Source organism: Bhargavaea massiliensis (assembly GCF_018390575.1).
Classification (GTDB): Bacteria; Bacillota; Bacilli; order Bacillales_A; family Planococcaceae; genus Bhargavaea; species Bhargavaea massiliensis.
Map to the genome: position 1 here is coordinate 74,145 of NZ_JAHBCJ010000004.1, position 15,314 is coordinate 89,458.

The following is a 15,314-nucleotide window of genomic DNA, read 5'->3' on the forward strand; positions in this document are numbered from 1 at the left end:
TAAGTTGCCACAAGGGCCCGTGACTTGCCACATGGCATCCGAAGTTGCCACAAGGGCTCGCGACTTGCCACATGGCATCCGAACTTGCCACAAGGGCTTGCGACTTGCCACATGGCATCCGAAGTTGCCACATGACCCGTCGACTTGCCACATGGCACCGCCCAATTCACACTCTCCAAATCTCTTAACAATTTATCATCACCCCGCTCCCTCCTACATATGATAGAGAAAACATTTTGCAGGGGTGTGGTGCGGATGAGGTGGAGGGAGAAGTGGGTGGCGGCGCTGCTCGTGACTGTGGTGCTGTTCGGGGTGGCGAAACTGGAGGAGCATCAGGTGATGAAGACGCAGATCACGCATCTGGTGCGGTCGGGGGAGGAGCTCACCGTGCTGAAGAAGTGGGTGATGTCTTTTGTGGATCAGGGGCGTCCGGAAACGGTGGTTCCGGTGACCGCGGACGGTGCAACGCCGGCGATGGCGGAGTTTTCGTCGCTGCAGCCGTTCCGGGAAGGGGTCGTGCTGTCGTATGATGCGACCATTCCGGTGACGGCGAAGGGGGACGGACTGGTGATATATACCGGGCACACTCGCCAGACGGGAAAGACGGTGACCGTCCAATATGATGACGGGGATACCGTGACATATGGGTTTATCGGAAAGTTCCTGACGCTGCCGTATACGACGGTCGGCGCGGGTGAGGCGATTGCGGAGCTGGAGACCGGGGCGATGTTCCTCGGTGTGCAGCGGGACGGTGATGCGATGGATGCGGAAGGCGTGAAAAACTGGTTGGCGTCGCTGAGGGGGACGGGGGAATGACAACCGGAGTCCTCTCTAAATGAAGTACCGGATGCATCCGGTCATGATCCCGTTCCTGCTTGCCATCATTGCGAGCGGGAATGTCTCATTCTATGCCATCGTCCTCGGTTCGCTCCTGTTCCACGAGGCCGGCCATCTGCTGGCTGCGAAATGGACGGGCGCTTCCGTAAGGCAATGTGTAATTATGCCGTACGGCGGGGAAATCGTGATTCCCCGTTTTTCCCGTTTGCCGAAATCGGACAGGCTTCTGATCGTCGCAGGAGGACCCGCAGCGACAACCTTATTGCTGGGCATTTCATTTTTGGTCCAGATGCCGGGGCGGGAACTGCTCATCTCAACACAACTGGCCTTGCTCGGCCTGAACCTGCTGCCGTTTTTGCCGCTGGATGGCGGCCGGGCGGCGCTCGTTTTCTTTCCGGAACAAAAGCTTGCATTCATTCTAATATCTATTTTTGCATCAGCTTCCGGAGCCGTTTTTTTCATCGTTTATTTGCCGCAGTCGGCACCTTACCTGTTCCTTGCTCTTTTCCTGCTGCTCCAAAATATTCTTCACTGGCGGTACAGAAAATATGAACGGGTGCTGGAGAGAGTTTATTCCGGAAGTTTTCCGAAGCCGGCAGTTGACCGGAAGTCGGGTCTGTGATAGTATTTTCATGTTGGTTTGTAGCGCACCCGTGCTACTACAACCGCACCGACAAGGTCTTAAGCACCACTTGGTCACCTTGGAGGGCGAGTCTTAGTCTAAGAGGAGGTGCAAGCATGTACGCAATCATTGAAACAGGCGGCAAGCAAGTTAAAGTTGAAGCGGGCCAGGAGATTTACATCGAAAAGCTCGCAGGTGACGTTGATGAGACGATCACATTCGATAAAGTATTGTTCGTCGGCGGCGACGACGTTAAAGTCGGAGCTCCATTCGTGGAAGGCGCTACCGTAACAGGTAAGATCGCCAAGCACGGCCGCGGCAAGAAAATCGTTGTCTTCAAATACAAGCGCCGTAAAAACTACCGCAAGAAGCAGGGTCACCGTCAGCCTTACACGAAAGTCGTCATCGACGGCATCAACCTGTAAGCCGTGATCCGGGTAATTGTGGATGAAACATCAGATGGCCGCATCACCTCATTCGAGATGACCGGCCATGCGGACTTCGCGGAACACGGAAAGGATTTGGTCTGCGCCGCGGCCTCGGCCGTGTCGTTCGGCGCCGTGAACTCAGTGTATGCACTGACGGAAACGGAACCGGAAGTGGAGCTTGGCGACAATGGCGGATATTTATCCGTCAAAGTGCCGGATCCCGAAGACGAATCCGTCCAGCTGATCCTGAAGTCCATGATCGTTTCATTGCAGACCATTGAGCGGGACTATGGTGAACATATCAAAGTGACTATTAACCGATAGGAGGTGGACTATATGCTACGTTTGGATCTCCAGTTCTTCGCGTCGAAGAAAGGGGTAGGTTCCACGAAGAACGGCCGTGACTCCGAAGCGAAACGCCTTGGTGCGAAGCGCGCGGACGGCCAATTCGTAACCGGCGGCTCCATTCTGTACCGCCAGCGCGGGACAAAAATCCACCCTGGTGAGAACGTCGGCCGCGGCGGCGATGATACGCTGTTCGCAAAGGTTGACGGTGTCGTACGCTTCGAGCGTTTCGGCCGCGACAAGAAAAAAGTTAGCGTCTATCCGGCTGCTCAATAAGCAACAGGCGGATGACGGCGGGCTGCATGATTCTCATGCGGCCCGCTTTTTTCTTTGCCGTTTTTTTAATCCCCTGCATTGAAACTGGCATGTCCTGTAGTGGTATACTGTACGTATGGGATGAACACGACCTTTTGAAGAAGGGAAGTGACCGCAATGGAAGAACGTCTGTCGGCACAAGAACTGCTGAAGTACTCGAGGCATGATCATATGAACACACTCCATCTGATCCGGATGCTTCTGGATCTCGGCAAGGAGGACGGCGTGCGGCAAGCGATTGATGCGGCCGTTGAACGGGCACGGCAAGAATCCGCATTGGGTGCCGCGGCAATGCCGCGCCTGGCAGTATGGCTTCTTACCTTCGGCTGGCGCTTCCCGGAATACGAAGTGTCGCTGGACGTGTCCGCGGACGGCCCGGGAGACAAAGAGGCGGACAGGGAGGCGGAAGCCTTTCTCGAAGAATTGTTCACAGATCTGCAAGAGGGCCTGAGTCCTTATGCGGAATACGGGGCACAAATCCGGGTAAAGACGGAATCCGGGGCGTGGGCGGTCACGTTCAAGCTGGCAGGCCCTCACGAACTGCATGAAGGGCTGCCGGAAGCGGCACCGGATGCACGCTTTACGTTCGAGCACTCTGAAGAAAATGGACAACTGAAGATGACAGTAGCTGGAAGGAAGGTGGATCGGTGATGTTTGTCGATCACGTAAAGATCTATGTAAAAGGCGGGGACGGCGGCAATGGAATGGTCGCTTTCCGCCGGGAAAAATATGAGCCGATGGGCGGACCTGCCGGCGGAGACGGCGGCAAGGGGGCCGATGTCATCTTTGTGGTGGACGAAGGCCTGCGTACGCTGATGGATTTCCGCTATCAAAGGCATTTCAAGGCCCCGCGCGGTGAGCACGGGATGAGCAAGAGCATGCACGGCAAAAATGCGAAGGATATGATCGTCAAGGTACCGCCGGGAACGACGGTGACGGATGCGGAGTCTGGCGCAATCATCGCAGACCTGACTGAACACGGCCAACGTGCGGTCATCGCAAAAGGCGGCCGCGGCGGGCGGGGCAATATCCGCTTTGCGACCCCTGCCAATCCGGCTCCGGAAATTTCCGAGAAGGGCGAGCCGGGGTATGAGCTTGAAGTCGTCCTTGAATTGAAAGTGCTGGCGGATGTCGGCCTCGTCGGCTTCCCGAGCGTCGGCAAGTCGACCTTGCTGTCCGTCGTTTCGGCAGCCAAGCCGAAAATCGGTGATTACCATTTCACGACGATTGTTCCGAACCTCGGTGTCGTGGATGCCGGTGACGGGCGAAGCTTTGTCATGGCGGACCTGCCCGGCCTGATTGAAGGGGCCCATCAGGGCGTCGGGCTCGGCCATCAGTTTCTCCGCCATATTGAGCGGACGCGCGTCATCGTGCATGTGATTGACATGTCCGGCATGGAAGGCCGGGATCCGTATGAGGACTATACGACAATCAACGAGGAGTTGGAGCAGTACAACCTCCGACTCACGGAACGTCCGCAGATTGTCGTGGCCAATAAGATGGACATGCCCGAAGCCGAGATGAACCTTGCGGAATTCAAGGAGCAGATTCCGTCCGATGTGAAGGTCTATCCGATTTCCGCGATCACCCGCCAGGGGCTGTCGGACCTGCTGTATGCCATTGCGGACCTTCTCGAGGAAACGCCGGAGTTCCCGCTTTATGATCCAGAGGAAGTGGAAGAATCACGCCACGTCCTTTACAAGTTTGAAGCGGAGAAGAAAGAGGAGTTTGTTATCGGCAGGGATGACGACGGTGCGTTTACGGTTGGCGGTCCTGCGATTGAGCGGCTGTTCAAGATGACGAACTTCTCGCATGAGGAATCGGTGCGCCGATTCGGACGCCAGCTCCGCGGCATGGGCATTGATGATGCGCTGAGGGAGCGCGGCGTCGAGAACGGCGATACGGTCCGCATCATGGATTACGAATTCGAATTCGTTGATTGAGACCTGCCCGGTAAAGGGGGCCTGCCGGCGAGGACGGCAGGAAGAGAAAAGAGGGCTGAAACAATGAAAGATGTTTCGGATGAAAATTACTACCTTGTCAGGGAAGATGTCCTGACGGAATCGATGCAGAAAACGCTCGAAGCAAAGCGCCTCCTGCAGAACGGTGAGGAGACGACCATCTGGGATGCAGTGAAACGGGTCGGCCTGTCGCGGAGCGCATTTTATAAATACCGCGACACGGTCTTTCCGTTTCATTCGGTCGTCCAGGAACGGATCCTCACGATTTTCCTGCAGCTTGAGGATAGGGAAGGGGCACTCGCGGAACTGCTGCGCACCGTGGCGGAGGCGGAGTGCAATGTGCTGACGATCCACCAGACGATTCCGATCCAGGGACGCGCCAATGTGACACTGTCCCTGGACGTCACCGCGATGACGATGGAACTGAACACGTTCCTGCAGACGCTCAAGCGGCTGCCGTTCATCGAATCGGCGGATGTCGTCAGCTCGGGCGCTTATTGAGGGGGAGAACGGTTTGGAAGAAACAGTGACACGGGTGGCTTACCTCGGACCGGAGGCGTCGTTCACCCATCTGGCGGCAGATGGCCTGTTCCACGGGGACTGGCTCATGCCTTACACGACAATTCCGGAAGCGATCGAAGCCGTATCGGAAGACCGCGCAGACTATGCGGTCGTCCCGATTGAAAATGCGTTGGAAGGGGCCGTCTCCCTGACGGTCGATTACCTTTATCATGAAGTGGAACTTTACATCACAGCGGAGATCCTGCAGCCGATCGATCAGCACCTCATGGTCCATCCAAAGCAGGCGGACAGGTGGGAAGAGGTGGAGTCGATCCATTCCCATCCGCAGGCTCTGGCACAGTGCCACAAATTCCTGCACTATCGGTTCCGCGGCGTGCCGCTGATCCAGGCGACCTCGACTTCGGGTGCGGCAAAATATGCATCCGAGAATCCGGATCTGAACATTGCCGCCATCGGCAACCGGTTCGCTGCAGAAAAATACGGCCTGAAAATCGTACAGGACAGCATCAACGATTTTCACTTTAACCGGACACGGTTTGTCGTCCTTTCAAAGCGTGATGGAGAGATCGGCAAGCCCGGATGCGGGGACAAGGTCAAGTCGACACTGATGATCAACTTGCCGAAGGACAACCGATCCGGTGCGCTCCATCAGGTGCTGTCGGTCTTTGCCTGGAGGCGGCTGAACCTGACCAAAATCGAATCCCGGCCGATGAAAACGGGTCTCGGCGACTATTTCTTTATCGTCGATGTGGACGCGGGAAAAGAAGAGCCGATGATGAAGGGCGCCATGGAAGAGCTCGCCGCACTCGGTTGCGTCGTCAAGCCGCTCGGCACGTACAGGACATATGAAATAAAACCGGCACCGCGCGAACATTAAGCGCGATGCCGGTTTTTATATTGGGTGCTGTTGGATAGGCGCAATCCCCGTCACGCCTCGTCCGTCAAAAAACCGTGCTCCCTGAGCGCCTGCTCCGCGCGGTCGAGAATTTCCTCGCTGTCCGCGGTGATGGTGTGCAGGTGCGGGCCGCCGGTCAGCTCCAGAAGAAAAGGCGATCCGGTCTCGTTCACCCGGGAGATAAACTGGCCCACGTCATGCCGGTTGTTGACCATGATTGCGGCGGTAAGTTCCCCGTACACCGGATGTTCGACGGTGACATCACGGACGGAGGCGCCGGCGTCGACGATCAGGTTCAGCTCGTCCTCCGTCTGATCCGGCGTGTGCGTGCAGGCGATTTTTCTCGAGAAACCGCTTTTCCGTTCCGGCGCTTCACTTCCCAGATGGATATACCCCGAACTCGTGGCCATGATGGACTCGCCGTGCGCCTTCAGCAGGGTGATATCTCCGACGATGACCTGGCGGCTCACTCCGCAGGCCTTTGCCAGGTCGGCCCCTTTGATCGGCCGCCCGTTTTCTTTCAGCTTCCTGAGGATCAGCTCCCTCCGCTCGTCCCCTTTCAACTTTTCCATGGGCTTCGACTCCTTCCCGTCATAACTGCTGTTCGTTTTCTCATAGCTTATTGTGAAGACGTCCTCGGAGTCTGTCAAAGTTTCAGTGTCATCGCCCAGTGCGGGTTCATACGCTATACCGATGGAAGGGGGAGAAGCAATGCACGTGCACATTGTGCAGAAAGGGGATACCCTCTGGAAAATCTCCAGGCAGTACGGGGTTCCCTTTGAGGAAGTAAAACGGCTCAACGCCCATCTGGCAAATCCGGACTACATCGTGCCGGGGATGAAGATTTTCCTGCCGGATCATGCAAAGAAAGGGAAAGGCAAGCCGCCGGCCGAACATCCGTATAAAGACGGGCGGCCGAAAAAACCGGTGAGGGAAAAGCAGGAAATGGAATCGCCGGAACTCACACCGGTTCCGCCACCGCCACCACCGATGGAAAAGCCTGCGCCGCCGAAGCCTGCGCCGCCGAAGCCTGCGCCGCCAAAGCCTGCACCTCCGAAACCGGCACCGCCAAAACCAGCTCCACCAAAACCGGCTCCACCAAAACCGGCACCGATGCCGGTTCCGCCACCTCCGCCGATGGAAGAAGAGTCGCCGATGGCCCCGCCTCCGGTCATGCCGGAAATGGATATGCCGCCGATGCATGAGCCTTGCCCACCTGAGAAGGAGGCGGCCATCCCGATGATGCCGATGCCGTTCTGTTATATGCCGGTGTTTGATATGAGCTGCATGTGCGGCCATATGCCGTACCATCACTATCCTCAAATGATGCACCCTTATCCTCAGATGCCGATGCAGCCGTACCCCGAGGCCCAGCCGTATCCGGCGATGCCGCAGATGCCGGCAGCACCGGGCTATACACTGCCTGTGGCGGAAGGGATGCCGGAATACGCCATGCCGGCGAAGCATGAATCGCCGGATGATGGCTGGAAAATGGGTGAATCCAGTTCTTATTCGTCTTCGCTGGACGTGTACATGGGCAAACATCACGAACAGGAGTCGCCGATGACTGACGACCTCCATGTGCCTCAGGCTCCGCCGCAGATGTACCCGGCAGAGTCACCTGGCGGCTGCGGATGCGGTGACGGGCCGTCCGTGCCGTACGCCGTCCAGGCCGCTGCTTGGCCATACTGGCCGCAGCCAGGTTTCATGCCTTATCCGGGCCATGGCCATCAGCATGGACATCACGGACATCAAGGACACTGCTGCAACGTATGCGGGTCACCGTTCGGATACGGCGGCTACTGATTATCCATGACTGCCGGGGGCAACATCCGACAGATCAAACAGAATGTATGGAAATGGGACGTCGGCGGCAAACGGTATTCGCTGAAGAAGTATGATTCCGTCCAACAGGCTCGCAAGGTGAGGCGGATCCATGATGAGCTCGAGAATATCGGGTTTCCGCACATCCTGCCGATCATCGGTTCGGCGGATGAACGGGCGGTCATACAGCCGTGGCTGGACCGTGCCAGGCCAGCCGACTACTCAAGCAGGGCGGGGCGGGAGCGGACGCTTTCTGTCCTCAGCCTGCTCCATGAGACATCCGAACGGGTGAACTGGGAAAGTACGGGTGTGCTTTACAGGTATCCGCTCATTGCCAAATGGGAGGACCGGCTCGAGAAGTTCCGCAGTCAGAAAAAGAAGCTGGTCCAGCTGATGGGAAGCCAGCACTATGGCGCCATAGTCTATCATGCCGAGGAAGCGCTCCGGGCCATCCGGAAAACGTATGATCCCGAAGAAGACTGCACACTCCTGCATGGGGACGTCGTCCATCATAATTTCCTGAAGGGCCCGGATGGCAAATACGTCATGATCGATTTTGATCTGGCTTGCATCGGTCCGTCCGGCACGGAGACTGCCCTGTGGGTTCACCGCGTCCTGTCGCATGTCGACTTTGACCTGGATTATTTGTGCGGCGAGCAGCCCGAACTCGCTTCGCTTACCGCGTCATCGTTCAATCTGCTGCTTTATCCGAATGAATTGCTGAGGGAATGGCTGTACTTGCTGTCCCTCGATGAAGACAAACAGAAGATCATGAAGGTGAAGCTGGACCGGTTCACAGATAAAGCGATGTCTGCATGGATTCCGCTCTGTTATCAGATATCAAAACGGGCGAACGCTTGATTGTCATTTGCTTCGGATCTCTCTGAGCGAAGAGAGATGCGGGGCATTTTTTGTTTGGCGGACAGCTATTACACTATATATTTATTATGTAAATAGAAATCTTCTCTCCATACCCCTGCTGATGCGGGGATGCGAACATGTATGCTATAATCTACTCATTGTGACAGAGGGGGAACACGGCTTGTACGATTACATAAAAGGGCGCATCACCAGGGTAACGCCCGAGTATATCACGGTTGAACAGGGCGGCATCGGCTATCAGGTGATCACGCCCAATCCGTATGCCTTCCATGCGGATGAGGAAAAGCAGGTCTATACGCATCTCCATGTCCGGGAAGACGTGATGCAGCTGATCGGTTTCCAGGCCCCGGAGCAGCGGGAACTGTTCAGGAAACTGATCACCGTTTCCGGAATTGGTCCAAAAGGTGCGCTGGCGATTTTGGCCGGCGGCATGACCGCGCAGGTCGTTGCGGCAATCGAGGCGGAAGATGAAAAGTTCCTCGTGAAATTCCCTGGTGTCGGCAAGAAGACCGCCCGTCAGATCATCCTCGACCTGAAAGGGAAGCTGGACGGCGTGACCGATGAAGTCGTCTTTATGACTGAAAACGAACCGGAGCCGGCTCTGGATTCAAATCACGACCTTGAGGAAGCGATGCTCGCGCTCACCGCGCTCGGCTACTCGGAGCGGGAGCTCGGCAAGATCCGGACCAAGCTTGAGAAAGAGACTCTGGAAAATACAGAAGCCTATATGAAGCGGGCGCTGGCGCTTTTGCTGAAGCAGGGTTAAATGATGAACCGCTTTGAACAACCTGATGGAAAGGAGGGGCACTGATGGAAGAACGGGTCATTTCCGGCGAAGCTTCGGCATTTGACGACGGCTTTGAGCAGTCGCTGCGGCCTCAGCGGCTCGGACAATACATCGGACAGGAGCGGGTCAAACATAATCTCGGCATTTTCATCGAGGCGGCCAAGCAGCGGGAGGAAAGTCTGGACCATGTACTTCTCTACGGGCCGCCTGGCCTCGGCAAGACGACGCTCGCCTCGGTCATCGCAAATGAGATGGGCGTCAATTTCCGGACAACGAGCGGTCCCGCGATCGAACGCCCCGGGGACCTTGCGGCCATCGTCAGCTCACTGGAACCGGGAGATGTGCTGTTCATCGACGAAATCCACCGTCTGAGCCGTGCGGTCGAAGAAGTGCTTTATCCGGCGATGGAAGACTTTTGCCTTGATATTGTCGTCGGCAAGGGGCCGGAGGCAAGGTCGATCCGCTTTGACTTGCCTCCTTTCACGCTGATCGGTGCCACCACGAGGGCCGGCTCTTTATCGGCACCGCTCCGGGACCGGTTCGGCGTGCCTCTGCGGCTCGACTACTATGACCGGGAGGCGCTGTCGGAAATTGTCGTCCGCAGCGCCGACATTTTCGGCGCGCCGATCACCCGCGAGGCGGCGGAGGAGATGGCGATGCGTTCACGGGGGACGCCGCGGATCGCCAACCGGCTGCTCAGGCGCGTCCGTGATTTTGCGCAAGTGCGCGGCAACGGTCAGATCACCCTGCCGACGGCTCAGGAAGCGCTGGAACTGCTTCAGGTCGATTCACACGGACTGGACAGCATCGACCATAAGCTTCTCCTCTCCATGATCGAGCGGTTCAGGGGCGGGCCGGTCGGCCTCGACACGATTGCTGCAAGCATCGGCGAAGAATCGGCCACCATTGAGGATGTTTACGAACCTTACCTGCTGCAGGTCGGATTCCTGCAGCGCACACCACGCGGGCGTGTGGTCACACCGCTCGCCTATGAACATTTCGGCATGGACATGCCGGACGACGGAAGAAGGAACCAACCATGAATGTAGAAGACTTTGATTTTCATCTGCCGGAAGAACTGATTGCTCAGACACCGCTAAAAGACCGGGCGGCATCCCGCCTGCTTGTCGTCGACCGGGAGAACGGCGATTTCGAAGACCGGAAGTTCTCCGATATCCTCGAATACTTCGAACCGGGAGACTGCCTTGTCCTGAACGATACCAAGGTTCTGCCCGCGCGCCTGATGGGTACAAAGGAAGAAACGGGTGCCACAATTGAAGTGCTGCTTCTGACAGACAAGGGCGAGGATGAGTGGGAAACGCTCGTCAAGCCGGCAAAACGCGTGAAGCCGGGCACGGTCGTCACCTTTGGTGACGGGCTGCTCAAAGCCGAATGCACCGGAGTTGGCGACCATGGGGGCCGGACGTTCAAGTTCAGCTATGATGGCATTTTTTATGAAGTGCTCGACCGGCTGGGCGAAATGCCGCTGCCCCCTTATATCCATGAAAAATTGGATGACCGGGACCGCTACCAGACTGTTTTCGCCAAAGAACGAGGCTCGGCGGCGGCTCCGACGGCAGGGCTGCACTTTACGGAACAACTGCTGGACCAGATCCGCGGTAAGGGCGTTGAGATCGTCTTCATCACGCTTCACGTCGGGCTAGGCACATTCCGCCCGGTAAGCGTTGATACGATTGAGAACCATGAGATGCATTCGGAGTACTACAGCGTCTCAGAAGAAGCGGCCGCGACCATCCGGAAAACAAAGGAAGCGGGTGGCAGGGTGATCGCAGTCGGCACCACATCCACACGGACGCTCGAAACGATTGCTTCCGAAAACGGCGGCACCGTCGTCGCATCCGGCGGCTGGACTTCGATCTTCATTTATCCGGGTTATGAATACAAGGCGATTGACGGGCTGATCACCAACTTCCACCTTCCGAAGTCGACACTGATCATGCTCGTGTCCGCCTTCTCATCCCGAGAAATCATCCTGAATGCATACAGGCATGCAGTGGACGAGCGTTACCGGTTCTTCAGCTTCGGTGACGCGATGTTCCTGAAGCCACCAAAGAAAGGGAGAATCAAATGACTCCAGCGGTCACCTATGAACTGATCAAGAAAGACAAGCAGACGGGAGCGCGCCTCGGCATCGTCCATACGCCTCACGGCTCGTTTGAAACGCCCGCGTTCATGCCGGTCGGCACGCAGGCAACTGTCAAAACGATGTCTCCGGAAGATTTGAAAGAAATGAAAGCCGGCATCATCCTGAGCAACACATATCATCTGTGGCTCCGCCCGGGCCATGAAATCATCAGAGAGGCGGGCGGCCTTCACAAGTTCATGAACTGGGACCGGGCCATCCTGACCGACTCGGGCGGCTTCCAGGTGTTCTCGCTGAGTGACATGCGAAAAATCGAAGAAGAGGGCGTCCATTTCCGCCATCACCTGGACGGCAGCAAACTTTTCCTGAGCCCCGAGAAAGCGATGGAGATCCAGAACGCGCTCGGCTCTGATATCATGATGGCATTTGATGAATGCCCGCCGTATCCGGCATCCCACGAGTACATGAAGGCGAGCGTTGAGCGGACGTCCCGCTGGGCGGAGAGGTGCCTCGAGGCGCACAAGCGTTCCGAAGACCAGGCGCTGTTCGGCATCGTCCAGGGCGGCGAGTTCGAAGACCTCCGGCGCCAGAGCGCCCAGGACCTCACCTCCCTGGATTTTCCGGGCTATGCGGTCGGCGGGCTGTCTGTCGGAGAGCCGAAGGACGTCATGAACCGGGTCCTCGATTTCACAACGCCGCTCCTTCCGGAAAACAAGCCGCGCTATCTGATGGGCGTCGGATCTCCGGATGCGCTCATCGACGGATCGATCCGCGGCATCGACATGTTCGACTGTGTGCTGCCGACACGGATTGCCCGCAACGGCACCCTTATGACGAGCGAAGGGCGCCTCGTCGTCAAGAATGCGAAGTTTGCGCGTGACTTCCGGCCCCTGGACGAGAATTGCGACTGCTATGTATGCCGGAACTACAGCCGTGCCTACATCCGCCATCTGATCAAGGCGGAAGAGTCGTTCGGCATCCGGCTGACATCTTACCATAACCTGTATTTCCTCATGAATCTCATGGAGCAGGTCAGACAGGCGATCCGCGAAGACCGTCTTGGCGATTTCCGCGAAGAGTTTTTTGAGCAGTATGGCTACAACAAACCGAATGCAAAAAACTTCTGAAGCTTGTATACTTGTACCATACAGAAAGGGGGAAAATAGATGGAAACATTAGTAGCCCTGGCGCCGCTGATCCTGATGTTCGCCGTGATGTGGTTCTTCCTGATCCGCCCTGCGCAGAAGCGGCAGAAAGCCACACAAAAAATGCAAAATGAACTCCAGCGCGGTGACAAAGTCGTTACAATCGGTGGCCTCCACGGCACAATCGATGCAGTTGACGACGCGACCGTATTCTTGAAATGCTCCGACGGATCCCGTCTCCAGTTCGAACGTGCGGCAGTCGGCCGTGTTCTTGACAACTGATCCGTTTCAATAACCGCAGGCACAGCGGAATTATCCGCCGTGCCTGCGGTTTTTGTGTTCCAAGAATTTGTCCATTGCGGCAACATGGTGAATGTTTCCCTCCCGGATGCCCATACTGAGCGGGAAAAGAGGTGCATCATGGAAGATTTGCTGACAGTGATATGGCGGACGGTTTTCCTGTATGTGCTCATCATCATCGTGCTGCGATTGATGGGAAAGCGGGAGCTCGGGGAATTGAGTGTGGTAGACCTCGTCATTTCCGTCCTGATGGCCGAAGTTGCCGCCTTTGCGCTGGATGATCCGGACAGTCCCATCTTTCTCGCCATCCTGCCGATTATTGTCCTGCTCATCATTCAGATTACCGCCTCCTACCTTTCCCTCAAAAGCAAAAAGTTCCGGGATGTCGTCGAGGGGGACCCGGCGGTCATCATCCGGAACGGAGTAATCGAGGAACAGAATATGAGAAAACAACGGTATAACATCGATGACTTGCTACAGCAACTGCGGGAGCAGCAGGTGGCTTCTGTGCGCAACGTCGCCTATGCATTCCTGGAGCCGAGCGGGAACTTGGCGGTCTTCGAAAAAAATAGTGACAAGCCGATACTTCCGCTTATTTCAGACGGTGTCATCCAAAAGGAGCACTTGCCCCTGATCGGAAAAGACATGGAATGGCTGATGAACGAAATTCAGGCCGCCGGCTACAATGGCCCCGAACAAATCTTTTTTTGCACGCTGGATAAGGACGGCATGCACATCCAGGAAAAAGGCCGTACAGGGTGATGTTCAAAAGCGCTTGGCAAGCTTGCGGACCATCTGCAAGTCGGACAGCCGGAAATAGCGGAACAGGAAAAGAAGCACAAGCAGGAAAGCAGAAGTGACGATGATGTCTCCGAGCATTCCGAATGGCACTTCCTCGATCAGAAGCGGCTGGGCGACGACAGTCAGGATAAAGGAAAGATACGGGATGATGAACATCGTGAAGCCGGTGGAAGCATCCCGTTTTTTGCGCAGCGTCGCAATATGAAGAAATGAGGTCACAAGAACCCCGAAGCCGATGGCCATAACGGCGCCCGCTTCCTGGAGACCGGGTTGTGATGCCAGGACGAACATGACGAGGAGCTTGCCGATGCCGCCGTAGACGGAGTTCATCATAGCGGCGTTTGCCTCCTGCATCGCCTGCAGAATGGAGTGGAGCGGACCCTGGATATAATAGAAGAAGAAAATCGGCGCAAGCATCAGCATATAGGCACCTCCATCCGAAATGTGGAACAGCTTGACCGCCATTTCCTCTCCGTGAAGGAAAAACACGGCGGCGGCAACGCTGCCCGTAATCGCGGAAATCCGGAGCGACAAATGAATCCTCTCCCGGAGAAGCCGGATATCGTTCAGAGCAGCTGCGCTTGAAACCGCAGGCACAAGGACGACGGAAAGCGCATGCGAGATAAAGGCGGGGAACAAAAGCAGCGGAATGAGCACACCTGAAATGACACCGTACAGCGAGGTCGCCGCCGTCACCCCGATTCCGGCCATGCCGAGCGCGCGGATAAAAACGATCGGTTCGAGAAACCAGGTGAACGATCCGAACAGGCGGCTCCCGGAAGAAGGAAGAGAAACCGAGAGAATCGGCCGGAGCGGGTACATCCCCTTCGGCTTTTCAGTTTTGCTCCTTTTGACCTGGCGGTATTTGATATACAGATAAAGCAAGGTCGCCACTTCGGCCGCTCCGGTAATAGCCATTGCAAACCCCGCCGTTATCGCAGGGCTTGTCGGATCGGCGAACATCGGCAGAAGAAAGCTGATGAGGGCAATCCGGACCGTCTGTTCGAGAATTTGTGACCAGGCGGTTTCCTCAATCCGCGCAATGCCCTGGAAATACCCGCGGATCAGGCCGGAGGCGGTGGCAACCGGCAGAGCGGCCAGCGAGATGTACAGCACGACCGAGGTTTCGGGATTCCCGAGGAGAGTCCCGGACAAATAAGGGATGCCGAGGATGAACAGCGGAAGGAGAACGATGGAAGCGGCGACAGACAGGATGACCGATGTGCGCATCACTTGATGGAGGCCGTTCCGTTCGCCCTTTGCATGCAGTTCGGCGACAACCTTGGCAACACCGATCGGGAGGCCGAGCTGGATCAGGGCTAGGAAAAAGATGAACGCCGGATAGGCGGTCATGTAAGTGCCGACCGCTTCTTCCCCTGCAACCCGCATAAACTGCATCCGGTAGATGAAGCCGAAGAACTTGGACAGGAAAACCGCGCCCATCAGGATGATGGTCCCCCGGAAAAATGTCGACACATTGAACACTTCCTTCTCATGGTGGCCGAAATCTTATACAATATCCGTATGCGGGAGCAAGGGCCCGTAC

19 protein-coding genes and 1 other annotated feature are annotated in these 15,314 nt (G+C 56.5%); of the genes, 17 read left to right on the forward strand and 2 right to left on the reverse strand.

From position 1 onward, the window contains the following. The first annotated feature begins 255 nt into the window (after positions 1-255). The 9 genes from KHA84_RS07175 (at position 256) to pheA (ending at position 5,907) form a co-directional block, all read left to right on the forward strand. Positions 256-816, forward strand: a complete 561-nt coding sequence (locus tag KHA84_RS07175) for a peptidoglycan DD-metalloendopeptidase family protein (RefSeq protein WP_213422854.1) — start codon at positions 256-258, stop codon at positions 814-816. A gap of 19 nt (positions 817-835) precedes the next feature. Next, positions 836-1,459 carry a site-2 protease family protein gene (locus KHA84_RS07180; RefSeq protein ID WP_213422855.1) on the forward strand — a complete coding sequence of 208 codons (624 nt, stop codon included), beginning with the start codon at positions 836-838 and terminating at the stop codon, positions 1,457-1,459. Positions 1,460-1,490: 31 nt separating this feature from the next. Continuing rightward, positions 1,491-1,563: a sequence feature (ribosomal protein L21 leader region), on the forward strand. A 12-nt stretch (positions 1,564-1,575) separates the two neighbouring features. After that, entirely contained in the window at positions 1,576-1,884 is a 309-nt protein-coding gene (gene rplU / locus KHA84_RS07185; protein WP_008299799.1) for a 50S ribosomal protein L21, read from the forward strand. A 3-nt stretch (positions 1,885-1,887) separates the two neighbouring features. Continuing rightward, positions 1,888-2,211 carry a ribosomal-processing cysteine protease Prp gene (locus KHA84_RS07190; protein WP_213422856.1) on the forward strand — a complete coding sequence of 108 codons (324 nt, stop codon included), beginning with the start codon at positions 1,888-1,890 and terminating at the stop codon, positions 2,209-2,211. Positions 2,212-2,223: 12 nt separating this feature from the next. Next, positions 2,224-2,508 (forward strand): 50S ribosomal protein L27, encoded by a 285-nt coding sequence (gene rpmA / locus KHA84_RS07195; RefSeq protein ID WP_213422857.1) that lies wholly within the window; start codon positions 2,224-2,226, stop codon positions 2,506-2,508. 156 nt (positions 2,509-2,664) lie between these two features. Then, positions 2,665-3,198, forward strand: coding sequence for a Spo0B domain-containing protein (locus KHA84_RS07200; protein WP_213422858.1), 534 nt, complete (start codon positions 2,665-2,667; stop codon positions 3,196-3,198). Beyond that, complete coding sequence (gene obgE / locus KHA84_RS07205; protein WP_213422859.1) at positions 3,198-4,490, forward strand: GTPase ObgE; 1,293 nt, start codon at positions 3,198-3,200, stop codon at positions 4,488-4,490. Before KHA84_RS07200 ends, obgE begins: the two co-directional genes overlap by 1 nt. Before the next feature lie 63 nt (positions 4,491-4,553). After that, positions 4,554-5,009, forward strand: a complete 456-nt coding sequence (locus KHA84_RS07210; RefSeq protein WP_213422860.1) for an ACT domain-containing protein — start codon at positions 4,554-4,556, stop codon at positions 5,007-5,009. Continuing rightward, the gene (pheA, locus tag KHA84_RS07215) at positions 4,984-5,907 is read left to right on the forward strand and encodes a prephenate dehydratase (protein ID WP_213422861.1); all 924 of its coding nucleotides are present in this window, start codon (positions 4,984-4,986) and stop codon (positions 5,905-5,907) included. Before KHA84_RS07210 ends, pheA begins: the two co-directional genes overlap by 26 nt. Positions 5,908-5,957: 50 nt before the next feature. Here pheA and KHA84_RS07220 read toward each other — a convergent pair whose 3' ends face one another. Next, a complete protein-coding gene (locus KHA84_RS07220; protein ID WP_213422862.1) occupies positions 5,958-6,497 on the reverse strand; it encodes a transcription repressor NadR in 540 nt (179 codons plus the stop codon). 139 nt (positions 6,498-6,636) lie between these two features. On the opposite strand from KHA84_RS07220, the gene KHA84_RS07225 reads away from it, so the two are divergent. The 8 genes from KHA84_RS07225 (at position 6,637) to KHA84_RS07260 (ending at position 13,729) form a co-directional block, all read left to right on the forward strand. Beyond that, positions 6,637-7,731, forward strand: a complete 1,095-nt coding sequence (locus tag KHA84_RS07225; protein WP_213422863.1) for a LysM peptidoglycan-binding domain-containing protein — start codon at positions 6,637-6,639, stop codon at positions 7,729-7,731. 6 nt (positions 7,732-7,737) lie between these two features. Then, entirely contained in the window at positions 7,738-8,610 is an 873-nt protein-coding gene (locus KHA84_RS07230; protein WP_213422864.1) for an aminoglycoside phosphotransferase family protein, read from the forward strand. Between the two features lie 181 nt (positions 8,611-8,791). Then, complete coding sequence (ruvA, locus tag KHA84_RS07235) at positions 8,792-9,397, forward strand: Holliday junction branch migration protein RuvA (protein WP_213422865.1); 606 nt, start codon at positions 8,792-8,794, stop codon at positions 9,395-9,397. 44 nt (positions 9,398-9,441) lie between these two features. Further along, on the forward strand, positions 9,442-10,461 hold the full coding sequence (gene ruvB / locus KHA84_RS07240; RefSeq protein WP_213422866.1) for a Holliday junction branch migration DNA helicase RuvB: 1,020 nt from the start codon (positions 9,442-9,444) through the stop codon (positions 10,459-10,461). Continuing rightward, positions 10,458-11,510 carry a tRNA preQ1(34) S-adenosylmethionine ribosyltransferase-isomerase QueA gene (gene queA / locus KHA84_RS07245; RefSeq protein ID WP_213422867.1) on the forward strand — a complete coding sequence of 351 codons (1,053 nt, stop codon included), beginning with the start codon at positions 10,458-10,460 and terminating at the stop codon, positions 11,508-11,510. The genes ruvB and queA overlap by 4 nt, the downstream gene beginning before the upstream one ends. Beyond that, positions 11,507-12,649 (forward strand): tRNA guanosine(34) transglycosylase Tgt, encoded by a 1,143-nt coding sequence (gene tgt, locus KHA84_RS07250; protein WP_213422868.1) that lies wholly within the window; start codon positions 11,507-11,509, stop codon positions 12,647-12,649. Before queA ends, tgt begins: the two co-directional genes overlap by 4 nt. A 39-nt stretch (positions 12,650-12,688) precedes the next feature. Next, a complete protein-coding gene (gene yajC, locus KHA84_RS07255; RefSeq protein ID WP_092096612.1) occupies positions 12,689-12,949 on the forward strand; it encodes a preprotein translocase subunit YajC in 261 nt (86 codons plus the stop codon). Between the two features lie 138 nt (positions 12,950-13,087). Next, positions 13,088-13,729, forward strand: coding sequence for a DUF421 domain-containing protein (locus KHA84_RS07260; RefSeq protein WP_213422869.1), 642 nt, complete (start codon positions 13,088-13,090; stop codon positions 13,727-13,729). A 3-nt stretch (positions 13,730-13,732) separates the two neighbouring features. Here the strand turns inward: KHA84_RS07260 and KHA84_RS07265 are convergent, their stop codons facing one another. Continuing rightward, positions 13,733-15,244: a putative polysaccharide biosynthesis protein gene (locus tag KHA84_RS07265; protein ID WP_213422870.1), complete on the reverse strand. Its 1,512-nt coding sequence runs from the start codon at positions 15,242-15,244 to the stop codon at positions 13,733-13,735. Positions 15,245-15,314 lie beyond the last annotated feature (70 nt).